This window comes from Bacillus sp. FSL R7-0166, assembly GCF_038008935.1.
Classification (GTDB): Bacteria; Bacillota; Bacilli; order Bacillales; family Bacillaceae; genus Bacillus; species Bacillus altitudinis.
This window is the reverse complement of record NZ_JBBPAC010000001.1, coordinates 3,198,314-3,211,877: the sequence shown is the minus strand read 5'-3', so window position 1 is coordinate 3,211,877 and position 13,564 is coordinate 3,198,314. Positions and strand designations below refer to the sequence as shown.

15 protein-coding genes are annotated in these 13,564 nt (G+C 38.8%); 13 read left to right on the top strand and 2 right to left on the bottom strand.

The window, feature by feature from the left end:
• Positions 1-3: 3 nt before the first annotated feature.
• From tuaG to NST01_RS16730, 3 genes are all read left to right on the top strand, one after another.
• Positions 4-759 carry a teichuronic acid biosynthesis protein TuaG gene (tuaG, locus tag NST01_RS16740; RefSeq protein WP_008348281.1) on the top strand — a complete coding sequence of 252 codons (756 nt, stop codon included), beginning with the start codon at positions 4-6 and terminating at the stop codon, positions 757-759.
• Positions 728-1,975 (top strand): teichuronic acid biosynthesis protein TuaH, encoded by a 1,248-nt coding sequence (gene tuaH / locus NST01_RS16735; protein WP_048002904.1) that lies wholly within the window; start codon positions 728-730, stop codon positions 1,973-1,975. Before tuaG ends, tuaH begins: the two co-directional genes overlap by 32 nt.
• 134 nt (positions 1,976-2,109) lie before the next feature.
• Positions 2,110-3,177: a glycosyltransferase family 4 protein gene (locus NST01_RS16730; protein WP_007499956.1), complete on the top strand. Its 1,068-nt coding sequence runs from the start codon at positions 2,110-2,112 to the stop codon at positions 3,175-3,177.
• 36 nt (positions 3,178-3,213) lie between these two features.
• On the opposite strand, the gene NST01_RS16725 is transcribed toward NST01_RS16730, so the two are convergent.
• Complete coding sequence (locus NST01_RS16725) at positions 3,214-4,305, bottom strand: LCP family protein (RefSeq protein WP_025208065.1); 1,092 nt, start codon at positions 4,303-4,305, stop codon at positions 3,214-3,216.
• Positions 4,290-4,958: a YigZ family protein gene (locus NST01_RS16720; protein WP_181891304.1), complete on the bottom strand. Its 669-nt coding sequence runs from the start codon at positions 4,956-4,958 to the stop codon at positions 4,290-4,292. The genes NST01_RS16725 and NST01_RS16720 overlap by 16 nt, the downstream gene beginning before the upstream one ends.
• 221 nt (positions 4,959-5,179) lie before the next feature.
• Between NST01_RS16720 and NST01_RS16715 the strand changes: the two genes are divergently transcribed.
• From NST01_RS16715 to flgK, 10 genes are all read left to right on the top strand, one after another.
• On the top strand, positions 5,180-6,355 hold the full coding sequence (locus NST01_RS16715) for a sensor histidine kinase (RefSeq protein ID WP_003213166.1): 1,176 nt from the start codon (positions 5,180-5,182) through the stop codon (positions 6,353-6,355).
• A gap of 64 nt (positions 6,356-6,419) precedes the next feature.
• On the top strand, positions 6,420-7,109 hold the full coding sequence (gene degU, locus NST01_RS16710; protein ID WP_008348273.1) for a two-component system response regulator DegU: 690 nt from the start codon (positions 6,420-6,422) through the stop codon (positions 7,107-7,109).
• A 211-nt stretch (positions 7,110-7,320) separates the two neighbouring features.
• Positions 7,321-8,163 carry a DegV family protein gene (locus NST01_RS16705; RefSeq protein ID WP_024719242.1) on the top strand — a complete coding sequence of 281 codons (843 nt, stop codon included), beginning with the start codon at positions 7,321-7,323 and terminating at the stop codon, positions 8,161-8,163.
• Between the two features lie 119 nt (positions 8,164-8,282).
• Positions 8,283-9,662 (top strand): DEAD/DEAH box helicase, encoded by a 1,380-nt coding sequence (locus NST01_RS16700; RefSeq protein WP_142675479.1) that lies wholly within the window; start codon positions 8,283-8,285, stop codon positions 9,660-9,662.
• Positions 9,663-9,726: 64 nt separating this feature from the next.
• Complete coding sequence (locus tag NST01_RS16695) at positions 9,727-10,020, top strand: late competence development ComFB family protein (RefSeq protein WP_035701582.1); 294 nt, start codon at positions 9,727-9,729, stop codon at positions 10,018-10,020.
• A 101-nt stretch (positions 10,021-10,121) separates the two neighbouring features.
• Positions 10,122-10,703: a ComF family protein gene (locus NST01_RS16690; protein WP_234717161.1), complete on the top strand. Its 582-nt coding sequence runs from the start codon at positions 10,122-10,124 to the stop codon at positions 10,701-10,703.
• A 56-nt stretch (positions 10,704-10,759) separates the two neighbouring features.
• A complete protein-coding gene (locus tag NST01_RS16685) occupies positions 10,760-11,179 on the top strand; it encodes a TIGR03826 family flagellar region protein (protein WP_017357864.1) in 420 nt (139 codons plus the stop codon).
• Positions 11,180-11,258: 79 nt separating this feature from the next.
• On the top strand, positions 11,259-11,522 hold the full coding sequence (flgM, locus tag NST01_RS16680) for a flagellar biosynthesis anti-sigma factor FlgM (protein ID WP_003213252.1): 264 nt from the start codon (positions 11,259-11,261) through the stop codon (positions 11,520-11,522).
• An 18-nt stretch (positions 11,523-11,540) separates the two neighbouring features.
• On the top strand, positions 11,541-12,023 hold the full coding sequence (locus tag NST01_RS16675) for a flagellar protein FlgN (protein ID WP_007499977.1): 483 nt from the start codon (positions 11,541-11,543) through the stop codon (positions 12,021-12,023).
• Positions 12,024-12,038: 15 nt separating this feature from the next.
• Positions 12,039-13,559: a flagellar hook-associated protein FlgK gene (gene flgK, locus NST01_RS16670; protein WP_138826534.1), complete on the top strand. Its 1,521-nt coding sequence runs from the start codon at positions 12,039-12,041 to the stop codon at positions 13,557-13,559.
• Positions 13,560-13,564: the final 5 nt, after the last annotated feature.

Genomic DNA, 13,564 nt, shown 5'->3' with positions numbered 1-13,564 from the left:
TAGGTGAACAATCAACCGTTAGTATCAATTATTACACCGGCGTATAATGCGGAACGTTATTTAACGGATACAGTTCATTCCGTCCTTGCCCAAACCTATTCCAACTGGGAGCTGATCATTGCAGATGATTGCTCAACAGATGGCACAAGGAAGCTGTTAGGGGAATTAAGTCAGACGGACGACAGAATCAACGTCATTTATTTAGAGGAAAACGGGGGAGCCGCTATTGCTAGAAACACAGCCATCAAACAGGCGAAAGGCCGCTTTATCGCTTTTTTAGATAGCGATGATATGTGGAAACAGACAAAGCTCGAAAAGCAGGTCAAGTTTATGTTAGAAAATGATCATGCCTTTACTTTCACGGCATATGACATCATTTCAGAAAATGGAGAGCCATTACAAAAAACCGTCACAGCGCCGGCTCAGTTGAACTACAATGAAGCTTTAAAAAATACGATTATCGGCTGTTTGACGGTGATGCTCGATCTTCAACAAGTAGGACACGTGGAAATGCCAAACATTCGAACAAGGCAGGACTTAGCCACATGGCTCTCTATTTTAAAAAAAGGGTTTACTGCCTATGGAATGAGTGAGCCGCTCAGTGAATATCGCATCGTGGGAAACTCGATTTCTAGTAACAAGTGGAAAGCAGCGAAAAAAACATGGTTTGTCTATAGAGAAATTGAGCAGCTTCATTTTGTGAAAGCATCTTGGTGTTTTATGCACTATGCCACAAATGCTGTCAAAAAGCGCTTATAAACAGAAGGGAAAAAAGGTGATAAAGGTGAAAGCAGAGTCGATCATACATGTGATTGTCGCAACGGGAGAATGGGGACACGATGGCCTAAGGTACAGACGACATCGACTGGCGGAATTTCTTGCATCTGATCCAGAAACGAAAGAGGTCATCTGGGTCTGCCCATCTTCCACTCGTCATTCAACTCCCTTTCAGCCTATAACGGATCGAATGAAGCAAATGACCATTCCTGATGTGCTCAAGAGCAAGTTTTTTCGCTTTGGCCGTTATCAAGATATGTTTTATTTTCATAAATTATCTCCTCTTCTTGAGCATTTGCGTCAAGAAGAAAAACAGGGCATAGCCGTCTGTTTATGGTATACGTTTCCGGGATTTCCGCTCTTATCTTCTTTATTTGAATGGAAACATATTGTGTATGATTGCAGTGACCTGTGGGGAGAGCCCATCAGCGGAAAAAACAACATTCTCTCTTATATGAGACAGCGAGTCATTGTAAAAGCAGAAAACCGCATTATTAAATATGCACACAGCATTACGTGCTCTTCACAATACTTACATGATCAAATCAAAAAAAGGCTCATGGGTGAACCGAAAGATGTCTTTACAGTCGAAAATGGCGTCGAGTATGATGTGTTTGCAAAAAGCAACCTCCCTAGCAGGGAAGACGTGCTAGAGGGAAGAGAGGGAACGGTTCTTGGCTTTATAGGTGGGATCAAGCCGAAGCTCGATTTTGACATGATCGCTCAAGCTGCTCGCATGCAGCCAGATTGGACATTTTTATTTGTCGGTCCGGATGGAACGAATGGAGATCCATCTTTTCAGCATGCACTCAAACTGCCCAATGTCCTATGGACAGGAGCAGTCGCACCAGAAGAAGTGCCTGCTTATATGAAATTAATTGATGTAGGGATGATGCCATACAAACAGTCTCCTTACAATCAAGCGGTTTTTCCGCTCAAGCTGTATGAATTTTTAGCTGCCGGAATCCCTGTTGTTGGTTTAAATCTTCCATCAACGGAAAGGCTAAAAGAGAATGATGTGTATGAATATGTAGAGGGCGAAGATCCAGCTCTCTTCGTAGAAGCCTGCCAGAAAGTGATCAGTAAAAAAGATGACATGACATGCAGACATCTAAGACAAAGCCGAGCAAAGAAAAAAGATTGGCACGCACTGTTCACAAACATGGTGGAATTAACGAATATTAAAGAAAACGCATAATTCATTCAGGATTGTGCGTTTTTATTTGTTTCTTCTTCTTAGGGGGAGCTTGTGATCATCCTATATTCAATTGTATAATGGAAAGAGCGGCCAATATACAAAATACAGATTTCAATTTAGAAGGAGACTGACCTATGGATTACGAACGCGCCTTATTAGCGTTTTTTGTCTCTCTGGCTACAGTTTTAATTGTGACACCAATCGTCAAAAAGTTTGCAATTAAGATTGGTGCAGTGGACCAGCCGAATAAACGAAAAGTTCATGATAGAGTAATGCCTCGAATGGGCGGTTTGGCGATTTTTATTGGGGTAGCGGCTGGAGCACTAGCAGGCGGGCTGTTTCTACATAATAAAATTACAGCTATATCAGTTGGCGCTGTACTCATCGTCATTTTAGGTATATTTGATGATAAATATAATTTAAGTGCAAAATTTAAATTTCTTGTGCAAGTTCTCGTTGCTTGCTTAATCGTGAGCACGGGCTTAAAAATGGACTTTTTCTCTGTTCCTTTCTTAACAGATCGACTGGAGTTAGGATGGATGGCATATCCCCTGACTGTACTATGGATTGTTGGGATTACAAATGCGATCAATTTAATTGACGGATTAGATGGACTGGCTGCCGGAATTTCGGTTATCGGTTTAACCACGATTGCCGTCATGGCATTTTCTGCGGACAAGATCCTGATTCTTTCGTTATCTCTTGTCGTCATTGGCAGTACCATCGGTTTTCTTTTTTATAACTTCCATCCAGCAAAAATATTTATGGGTGATACAGGTTCGTTATTTTTAGGCTATATGATCTCGGTCCTGTCACTTTTAGGATTGTACAAAAGTGTTACTTTGTTTAGTGTTGTTGTCCCTGTAATTATTTTAGGTGTGCCTATTTTTGATACGACCTTTGCGATCATCAGACGAATATTGAATAAACAGCCTATCTCAGCACCTGACAAATCACACATCCATCATCGACTGATGGCCTTTGGCTTATCACATCGAATGGCAGTGATTGTGATTTACATGATTGGCTTAGTCTTCAGCTTAAGTGCGATTTTGCTGACAAGTGCCACCATTTGGCTGTCATTGATCATCATCTTTTTACTGGTCATGTTTATGCAAGTTATTGCTGAAGTCACTGGATTAGTGAACGAAGAGTTTAAACCATTTACGAAATTCTACAAACGTATGGTCAAAAGACAATAAAAAACAGCCCGTTCCTCGGAAGGCGGGCTGTTTTTATTATTGTCCTGTTGTATTGCTCGAAGGAGTCGTGGTATCAGTTGTTCCTGTTTCACCAGAGGCTGGATTTGTTTGTGAATCTGTTTCAGATGATGACTCAGCAGGAAGCTTTAAATGTGTCCTTAACTCATTTTGCACCTCAGCCAAGTTGGTTTGATCTGGCTCAAAGAAGTATGTTCGATTTGGTCCTAGATAAAGGTCTGATCCTTTAATAGATAATGTTTCAGTATCGTCTCCTTTGAAACCACTGTAAATTTGCTGTAGAGCAAGTCCTTCTGTGATGCGGAAGTTGGTTGTTATATGATCACTTACTTCTTTTGCAATATTATCCACGTTTGCAATGTTATGAGGTTTCGCCATTTGATCAATCATGGCACGTAAGATTTGTTTCTGACGATCGTTACGCCCGAAATCACCACGTGGATCTTGTTTTCTCATTCGCGCGTAAGCAAGTGCCTCTTCCCCGTTTAAATGCATATTCCCTTTTTTAAAGTAAATCTTTTTCGATTTTTTGACGTCACTTTTTTCATTGAAGTCAAATGGAACGTCTATATCGATTCCCCCAACTTCATCAATGACATCCTTAAAACCGTCAAAGTCCACTGTTGCATATTTGTCAATTGGGATATGCAAGAATTGTTCGACAGTTTCAATCGTTTCGTCTTTACCGCCTTTAGCAAATGCCGCATTGATCTTTACTTTATTTCCCGTTGTGTCACTAGCAAGCTGTACTCGTGTGTCACGGGGGATACTGACCATTTTCATCGTTTTATCCTGAGGATTAATCGTTGCGACGATGAGTGAATCTGAACGGCCGTGATCACCATTTGTGGCGTAATCCTCTATGCCAACAAATAGGACAGAGAAAGGTTTTTTCTTTATATCAATGACAGCATCACGGAGTTTCGATTTCTCCCCGCGCTCTAATTCATCATAAGTTTTGTCAGCAGCTTGGAGTGTATTCACAATCTTATAAACTGCAAATCCGCCCATGCAGATAAAGAGAAGCAAAAATAAGACCAGAATCCGTTTGAAAATCTTTTTCTTCTTACTCTTTTTCTTTCGTACACGCACTTTTACTCGTTGTGCCATTCATCTGTCTCCTTTATCGGACCAACGTCCTTTTCTAAATAAATCAATTCGCCTTCTTTAGTAACACTCTTTCCATTAGTCAACTCAGTCATCCATTCAATGAACTGCTCTTTTTGTGTTTCTTCTACATACGTTTCAAAAATCACATCTTCTGCATAATGGATGTCTTTTAGCTGAAAAGATGAGACTCTAAGCTCATTCTCTACCTTTCCAAGCCATGTATAATCTATTGTTGTGTGCATCGTACGCATTAAACAGCGTTCTACCATACCAACATGATTGATTGCTTCAGACACAGATTTTCCATACGCGCGAATTAATCCACCGGCACCTAGCTTAATACCGCCGAAATAACGAGTGACGACAACAACTGTATCTTTCAGCTTGCGTTTTTTAAGCACTTCAAGCATGGGTACCCCTGCCGTACCGCTTGGTTCACCATCATCATTTGCTTTTTGAATCAGATCATGTTCACCGATCAAATAGGCGGAACAATTATGAGTGGCGTTCCAATGTTGTTTTTTTATGGATTGTATAAAGGCTTGTGCTTCTTCTTCTGAGACAGCACGTTGTATATGACAAATAAAACGTGATTTTTCAATGACGATCTCATGCTCGCCACGGCTTTTTACTGTGAGATAGCGGTTCAGCAAAAGACATACCCTCCTGACAAGCAAATTGTAAGGCTAGAGAAAATTTGCATTGGTTTTAGAATTTTACAGCGTATTTTGTTATGATGATAGGAGCGGAAAAAGGGTCGTCATAAAAATTTCATGATTTATACGCATTCTTTCATTATAATTCGACATAAAATGCAGATCAATGACATTTATAATAAAAAAAGATGACATCACTGTTACGGGAGGTAAAAGCCATGACAACACCTAAAATGGATCCGAAGTTATTGGATTCAATCATCATGAAAATGCTAAGTACAGTTGATGGCAGTAAGGACGAAGTATTTAGAATCGGCGAACAGTCCCGTCAACAATATGAAAGCCTAGTAGAAGAGCTCAAGCAAATTAAACAGCAAGTCAACGAAGTCATTGATTTTGGGGATAAACTAGAAGTACATACGAGACATGCTAGAAATCGTTTATCTGAAGTCAGCAGAAACTTCAACAAATTCAGCGAAGAAGAAATACGAGAAGCCTATGAAAAAGCACATAACCTGCAAGTAGAATTGACCATGATCCAGCAGCGCGAAAAACAGCTGAGGGAAAGAAGAGATGATCTCGAAAGACGATTGTTAAGCTTACAAGACGTCATTGAACGTTCAGAAACGCTTGTGAGCCAGATCACGGTCGTCCTCAACTACTTGAACCAAGATTTACGTCAGGTCGGTGTTTTACTTGAAGATGCTCAGGCAAAACAAGATTTTGGACTAAGAATTATTGAAGCCCAGGAAGAAGAGCGCAAAAGGGTATCACGAGAAATCCATGATGGACCTGCTCAGATGCTGGCAAACGTGATGATGCGTTCAGAACTAATTGAACGAATTTTTAGAGACCGTGGAACAGAAGAAGGATTTAAAGAAATTAGAAGTCTAAGACAGAATGTGCGAAATGCACTGTACGAAGTGAGAAGAATCATTTATGATTTAAGACCGATGGCTTTAGATGATTTGGGTCTCATTCCGACACTGCGAAAATACTTAAACACAATTGAAGAATATGATGGAAAAACCAAAATTACGTTCCAGTGCTTAGGTGATACTGAAAGCGAAAGAATTGCTTCTCAATTTGAAGTGGCACTATTTAGACTAGCTCAAGAAGCTGTCACAAATTCTTTAAAGCATTCTGAAGCTGAAGAAATCTCTGTGAAGGTTGAAGTGACGAAAGACTTTGTCACCTTAATTATCAAAGACGATGGAAAAGGCTTTGATATGAAGGATGTTAAAACAAATAAAAACAAATCCTTTGGGTTACTTGGTATGAAAGAGCGCGTAGACTTACTAGAAGGTAAAATGACCATAGACTCAAAAATAGGTCTAGGGACATTCATCATGATTAGAGTACCGTTAACATTACAAAATAAAATTGTAAAATAGAGACAAAAGACATATTGACCATAAAGTTCAGGTGTAGAACAATAAACATGGGGAGGCGTAGCTTGTGACTAAAGTAAATATTGTAATTATCGATGACCACCAATTATTCCGTGAAGGTGTCAAACGGATTTTAGATTTTGAACCTACTTTTGAAGTAGTTGCAGAAGGAGACGACGGTGACGAAGCTGCACGTATCGTAGAACACTATCATCCGGATGTTGTCATTATGGACATTAATATGCCGAATGTAAATGGTGTGGAGGCTACAAAACAGCTAGTAGAGCTTTATCCCGAATCAAAAGTCATTATCCTATCTATTCATGACGATGAAAACTATGTGACACATGCATTAAAAACAGGAGCAAGAGGCTACTTGTTAAAAGAAATGGATGCAGATACCCTCATTGAAGCAGTAAAAGTAGTAGCTGACGGAGGCTCTTATTTACATCCGAAAGTCACTCATAACTTAGTAAATGAATTCCGACGCTTAGCAACAAGCGGCGTTTCAGCACATCCACAGCACGAGGTATATCCTGAAATTCGCAGACCACTTCATATCTTAACAAGACGTGAATGTGAAGTTCTTCAAATGTTAGCTGACGGAAAGAGCAATAGAGGTATTGGTGAGTCGCTCTTTATTAGTGAGAAAACAGTCAAAAACCACGTGAGTAACATTTTGCAAAAAATGAATGTAAATGACCGTACTCAAGCTGTTGTTGTAGCAATTAAAAACGGCTGGGTAGAAATGAGATAATGTTCCGGACAAGTACTCCTTTTTCGCCTGTTTTTAGTTCTCTCATATTCAAGTTAGAGAGCAATGATAGGCAGGTAAGGAGTCTTTTTCGGATATAGCGGGCTTGCCTATTGATTAGGCAAGCTTTTTTGATTAGTATTATAAATCTAGTGAAAAACAATGATCATTCTTTTTTAAAAAGCAACTTAACGGATAAGGAAGGTATTTAAGAATGAAAATAGCCGTTGTAACAGACAGTACTGCTTATATACCACAAGAACTACGTGATAAACATCATATTCATATGATCCCTCTGAATGTCATCTTTGGTACTGAATCATACCGTGAAGAAGTAGAAATGGATTGGAAGACATATTATGAAGAAGTCAAGAAACATAAAGATCTTCCAACAACCTCTCAGCCTGCTTTCGGTGAACTTATAGAATTATATGAAAAACTTAGTGAAACATATGATGCTGTGATTAGTATACATCTGTCAAGCGGAATTAGTGGAACATACAATAGTGCGGCCTCAGCGAATGAACTAGTTGACGGAATCGACATTTATCCGTTTGATACAGAGACTAGCTGTATGGCGCAAGGTTTTTATGTGTTAGAAGCTGCTGAAAAAATCCAAGGTGGTGCTTCTCCAGAAGAAGTGATTTCCCATCTCAATTATCTGAAAGAAAATCAAAGAGCTTATTTTATGGTAGACGATTTAACTCATTTACAACGTGGCGGCAGATTAAATGGTGCTCAGGCTTTTATTGGAAGCCTCTTAAAGGTAAAGCCTATCTTGCATTTTGACAACAAGCTAATTGTCCCTTTTGAGAAGATTCGTACACGCAAAAAAGCCATTTCACGTATTTTTGAATTATTTGATGAAGATGCATCACGTGGTGTTCCAATGAGAGCAACTCTGATACATGGTAATAGAGAAGAAGAAGCAGATGAATTAATTGCGCACTTATTAGAAAAGTATCCTCATGTTGAATTTTATAAAAGCTACTTTGGTGCCGTGATTGGCACTCATCTAGGCGAAGGCTCTTTAGCACTTGGCTGGATCATCAGATAGATATCAAAATCCCCTTTTCTCATGGAAAAGGGGATTTGTTTTTCTGTTTTTACAATTAGACGAAAGGCCTTCTCTTTGTACATAATGGGTCAACATGAATGGAAAGGTAGTGCGTGAAATTGAATCTGGAAAAAGCAATGGAACTCAGTCACAAGCTACAATCAAGGCATCTTCTTCCTATTGAATGTCAATGTACACAGTCCGAATTGGAGTGGCTGGAGAATCAAGGATTCATCCATAGAACACCTGCTGTCAATAGGGTGGCGAGTGGTTTGATCTGCTGCCGGTGCGGTGTATCAAACAAGCGCTACTTTGCCCTCTCTCCGTGTGAAACATGTAAAAAAGACTGTGTATACTGTAGATCCTGCATCATGCTGGGAAAAGTAAGTGAATGTGGCTTTCTCTATGAATGGACGGGTCCACAAAAGAAAGAAACAAGACAAGTTGAATTAACATGGCAGGGAGAACTTTCTAAAGGGCAAAAGAGAGCGTCCGATAGGCTAGTAGAAGCAATCCAAAACAAATTTGATCTGCTCGTTTGGGCTGTTTGTGGTGCGGGGAAAACGGAGGTGCTTTTTCACGGAATAAAATATGCGCTAAATAACGGAATGAGTGTTTGTATTGCGACGCCTAGAACCGATGTTGTACTTGAGCTTGAACCTCGAATGAGAAAGGCATTTCAAGGACTGAATATAGCTGCACTTTATGGCGGGAGTTCTCAAAGATTTCAAATGGCACCGCTTATGATCGCTACAACCCATCAGCTAATGAGATATAAAAACGCTTTTGATGTCCTCATTGTAGACGAAGTCGATGCTTTTCCTTATTCAATGGATGAACGGCTTCAGTTTGCTGTTTTAAAGTCAATGAAAAAAACAGGAGTTAGAATTTACTTAAGTGCCACACCATCTAAAAAAATGCAAAAGGATGTTGCTTGTAGACAATTAGAAGCGATCAAAATTCCTCTGCGCTTCCACCAAAAACCGCTGCCTGTCCCAACATTTCAATGGGTTGGAGATTGGAAAAAGAAATTAAAAAGAAATCGGCTTCCAGCATCTACAATGAACTGGCTGCATGAACATATCACAAAGAAAAAAAGAGTGCTACTCTTTGTTCCTTCTATTTCTACTATGAAGAAGGTAACTCATATTCTTCAAGTTCAATGTGTAAATGTACAGGGAGTTTCTGCCGATGATCAAGAAAGGAAGCAAAAAGTCCAGCATTTCAGAGATCATAGATACGATGTATTGGTTACAACAACTATTCTAGAAAGAGGCGTTACCATTCAAGATGTTCAAGTGGGCGTATTAGGTGCGGAATCTCCTATTTTTACAGAAAGTGCACTTGTCCAAATTTCTGGTAGAGCAGGGAGACATCCAGATTTTTTTAATGGAGACGTGTACTTTTTTCATTTTGGTTTAACGAGAAGTATGAAACAAGCAAAGAAACATATCGTAAAAATGAATAATACAGCTGAAAAAGAGTTTTCTGAAAAATAGTGTGGGTTCAACTAAATCATGGTACATTATATTCACAAAACACAAATGGCAGGAGAGACAAAATATGCTACTCAACGCAAAAGAAATACTACTTAAAGAAATTCTCTATCAATATCTCAACCAATTAAACATGATTTGTCATTGTGAAAAATGTATAGAAGATGTATTAGCCATTTCTCTAAATCAAGTGAAACCGCAATATATAACAGATATCGATAAAATATCCTACAGTAAATCCGAGATGGTGGATAAACAGAAAAATACGGCGATGCTCGTCATTCTGACAGAAGCTGCTTCAACGGTCACAACATATCCAAGGTGCGAAAATCATTTGCCGTTGAACAAAGAAAATCGTTGATTTGTCCAATTTGTGAGAGCCATTTTGTGGCTGCTTTTACATGGAAATCATTCCTACTATTAAATGAAGATTGTTTATGTGTAGCATGTAAGGACCACCTGATGAAGATTCAAGGTCCTACTTGTCCCAAATGCGGAAGAGCGCAATTAAATGATCAATTGTGTCAGGATTGTTCAAGGTGGAATAAACGACGGGATTTTGCTGAGATTCTTGTGATGAATCGATCTGTTTATGCTTACAACGACTTTATGAAAGATATTCTAGCTCGATTTAAATTTCGAGGTGATACGGCTTTAGCTGATCTATTTAAAAAAGATGTACAGTCAGCGTTTAAACGTTCTTTTTCAATCAAAGAACCGGTCCTTGTCCCAATTCCTTTGAGTAAAGAGAGATTAAAGGAAAGAGGATTCAATCAGTCAATGATGCTTGCTTCCATGATTGGCGGACCTATATTGGAGCCACTTATAAAAGTACATCAAAGTAAGCAGTCTAAGAAAAGAAAAAATGAACGTTTACATCAACAGAATTTGTTCCAATTAAGGCAGTCAAACCCGATCGTTCTAAAGGATGTCGTGTTAATCGATGACATTTATACAACTGGGGCGACAGTCTATCATGCAGCAAAAATTTTAAAAGGAGCAGGCGCCAAAAGTGTTTCCTCTTTTACGTTGATTCGTAGTTAAAAATCATGACAATCAACCGATATTAAGAAAAGAAAATAACGTAAGGGGTTTTGGTTATGAATCAATTGGCAAACTGTCCACAATGTAATCAGTTATTTTTAAAAACCACCATCCAAACGGTTTGTAACAAATGCTTTGAAGAAGAAGAACGTTCTTTTGATATCGTTTATAAATTCTTGCGTAAGCAAAGTAATAGACAATCAACCATTGCTGAAATAGTAGACGCAACAGAAGTTGATGAAGAATTAATCCTGAAATTTATCCGTTTGAAAAGACTTCAAATTAGTCAATTCCCGAATATCAATTATCCTTGTGAAAGATGCGGCCAACCGATCAGGAAAAACAAGCTGTGTAGCCATTGTGAAAAGGATATAAAGACGCAAATCAGCCAAATGGACCAAGAAGAAGAGCGTAAAAGGGAGATTGAATCTAGGAAAAAAGACACCTATTATGCCATTAATCCTAAAAACGACTGATTCCCTAAACTAAGTTGCAGTTTGGTCGATAAAATGGATAGAATCAAGACAGACTGTAACGGAAAGCGAGAGGAATCCCGTGAAAATTAATCGATATGGAACACAACCAGTAAATCCTTACAAGAAAACATATGAGAAACAAACGTTGCAATCGAATCAAGCAAAATCAACTGACAAAGTCGAAATTTCTAAAAAGGCAATCGAAATGCAAAAGGTGCCGAATATCATGAAAGAACGTCAAGATAAAATAGACCAAATTAAAAAAAGCATTGAAGCCGGAACATATCAAGTAGATACAAAAGGCATTGCAGATAAAATGTTGAATTTTTATAAACAACAATAACAAAAGGGAGTAGCGTGAATGTCAGTAAAAATAATGATTGAAGAACTGCACCGTCTCTACGGATTACATGAACAGCTTCTAAAGCTGTCTAAGAATAAAACAGAAATGCTGAAAAATAACGAGATCGATGCTCTTTCAGAGGTTCTGAACCTTGAGCAAAAATATATTCAGGCCATTTCACAATTAGAAGAAAAGCGGATTGAAGCAGCAGTTCAATTTTTACAAAGTGATCAATCGCCGACAATCACCGCATGCATCGAAAAAGCTACAGGAACGGATCAAGAAGAGCTTATTTCGTTATATGAGAAGCTGAATGACATCATGGTGGAACTGAAAGATGTAAACGAACTGAACAAACAGCTTATTCAGCAGTCACTTCAATTTATTTCACTGACATTCGATCTTGTGAATCCTAACAAAGAAAATATGAATTACGGACAAAATGGTCTTGAGAGTTCAAAGCCTAAACAGCATAGGGCTTTGTTTGATTCAAAGGCGTAAACAAGGAGGATATCTATGGGTTCTACATTCATGGGACTAGAAACGGCAAAACGAGGAATCACAGCCCAGCGTGCAGGGCTTTATGTCACATCAAACAACGTATCCAATGCAAATACTGATGGCTACTCAAGACAGAGAGTTACCTTTAAAGCAGAGAATCCTTACCCAGTGATTTCTGTTTATGATGGCAAGACATACGGCCAAATGGGGACAGGTGTCCAAGTTGGAACTGTTGAAAGAATTCGAGACAGCTTTTTAGATCTTCAGTATAGAGATCATAACAATAACTTGTCTTATTATGCGACGAAGTCTGATGCTCTTTCACAAATGGAAGGAGTGATGAATGATTTGACAGATGAAGGCTTGAATAGAGCCTTTGATAATCTCTGGAAATCATTACAAGTCTTATCGGAATCGAAAAATGCTGATACTGCTTCAGCCCGTACAGTTGTTAAGACAAGTGCTCAGGCTTTAGTAGATCAATTCCGCCTGCTAAATTCTTCTTTAACAACGATACAAAAGAATTTAAAAACTGAACTCGATTCAACGGCAAAAAATGTGAACACCCTATTAACTCAAATTGATGAAGTGAATAAACAGATTGCAACAGTTGAGCCAAATGGTTATCTTCCCAATGATCTTTATGATACGCGCGACGCTCTTATAGATCAGCTTTCCTCACTTGTTGATATTAAAGTGAGCTACAACCCTTCTGGAGGAAATGCTCTGGAAATTGCTGAAGGAACCGTTAACATCGATATTATCGGTGCAAATGGACAATCTGCTGGAACAATTTTAAATGGCATTACCAATGAAAAATCTGAATTGCAACTTTCCTATGATAATACGACAGGACTTGTTAACTCACTCCAATTTGGAACGACAACCATCGCAGCTGATCAATTACAAGTGAATGGTAAAGTAAAAGCACTTGTTGAGGCGTATGGCTATATGTCTAATGGAGCTGAAAAAGGCATGTACCCGGATATGCTTGCTGAGCTGGATGAAGTAGCAAAAGTATTTATGGATACTTTTAACGACGTCCATAAGCAAGGGTACACGTTAAATGGCACAAGTGGACAAGACTTTTTCGATATTGAGAATAACAATGATTTGAATAAAGGCTTGGCAGCACGTATCAAAGTGAGTGACGTGATTTTAGCATCGACAGATAACATTGCTGCATCTCTTAATCAAACGCAAGGTGATGGTTCGAATGCTACGAAATTAGCTAATATTCAAAACTTAAAGCTGCCAATCGGCGGAACTACCACTACGATTCAGGATTACTATCAGAATGTTATTGCTGAAATGGGGATACAAGCTAAAAAGAACATGACGCTTGAAAGCAGTTCAGCTGCTCTTGTGAATTCAGCCAATGAACGCAGGATGTCAACTAGTGCTGTATCTATAGATGAAGAAATGACGAACATGATTCAATTTCAGCATGCGTATAATGCAGCAGCAAGAATTATGACGATGCAAGACGAAGTATTAGATAAAATAATAAACGGCATGGGAGTCGTAGGAAGGTAGGGTAA

What these genes read in the sequence shown, in the direction of transcription:
- tuaH (WP_048002904.1), top strand. Translation starts at nt 728, where the DNA reads ATGCCACAAATGCTGTCAAAAAGCGCTTATAAACAGAAGGGAAAAAAG.
- NST01_RS16730 (WP_007499956.1), top strand. Translation starts at nt 2,110, where the DNA reads ATGGATTACGAACGCGCCTTATTAGCGTTTTTTGTCTCTCTGGCTACA.
- NST01_RS16725 (WP_025208065.1), bottom strand. Translation starts at nt 4,305, where the DNA reads ATGGCACAACGAGTAAAAGTGCGTGTACGAAAGAAAAAGAGTAAGAAG.
- NST01_RS16715 (WP_003213166.1), top strand. Translation starts at nt 5,180, where the DNA reads ATGACAACACCTAAAATGGATCCGAAGTTATTGGATTCAATCATCATG.
- NST01_RS16705 (WP_024719242.1), top strand. Translation starts at nt 7,321, where the DNA reads ATGAAAATAGCCGTTGTAACAGACAGTACTGCTTATATACCACAAGAA.
- NST01_RS16695 (WP_035701582.1), top strand. Translation starts at nt 9,727, where the DNA reads ATGCTACTCAACGCAAAAGAAATACTACTTAAAGAAATTCTCTATCAA.
- NST01_RS16690 (WP_234717161.1), top strand. Translation starts at nt 10,122, where the DNA reads ATGAAGATTCAAGGTCCTACTTGTCCCAAATGCGGAAGAGCGCAATTA.
- NST01_RS16685 (WP_017357864.1), top strand. Translation starts at nt 10,760, where the DNA reads ATGAATCAATTGGCAAACTGTCCACAATGTAATCAGTTATTTTTAAAA.
- NST01_RS16675 (WP_007499977.1), top strand. Translation starts at nt 11,541, where the DNA reads ATGTCAGTAAAAATAATGATTGAAGAACTGCACCGTCTCTACGGATTA.
- flgK (WP_138826534.1), top strand. Translation starts at nt 12,039, where the DNA reads ATGGGTTCTACATTCATGGGACTAGAAACGGCAAAACGAGGAATCACA.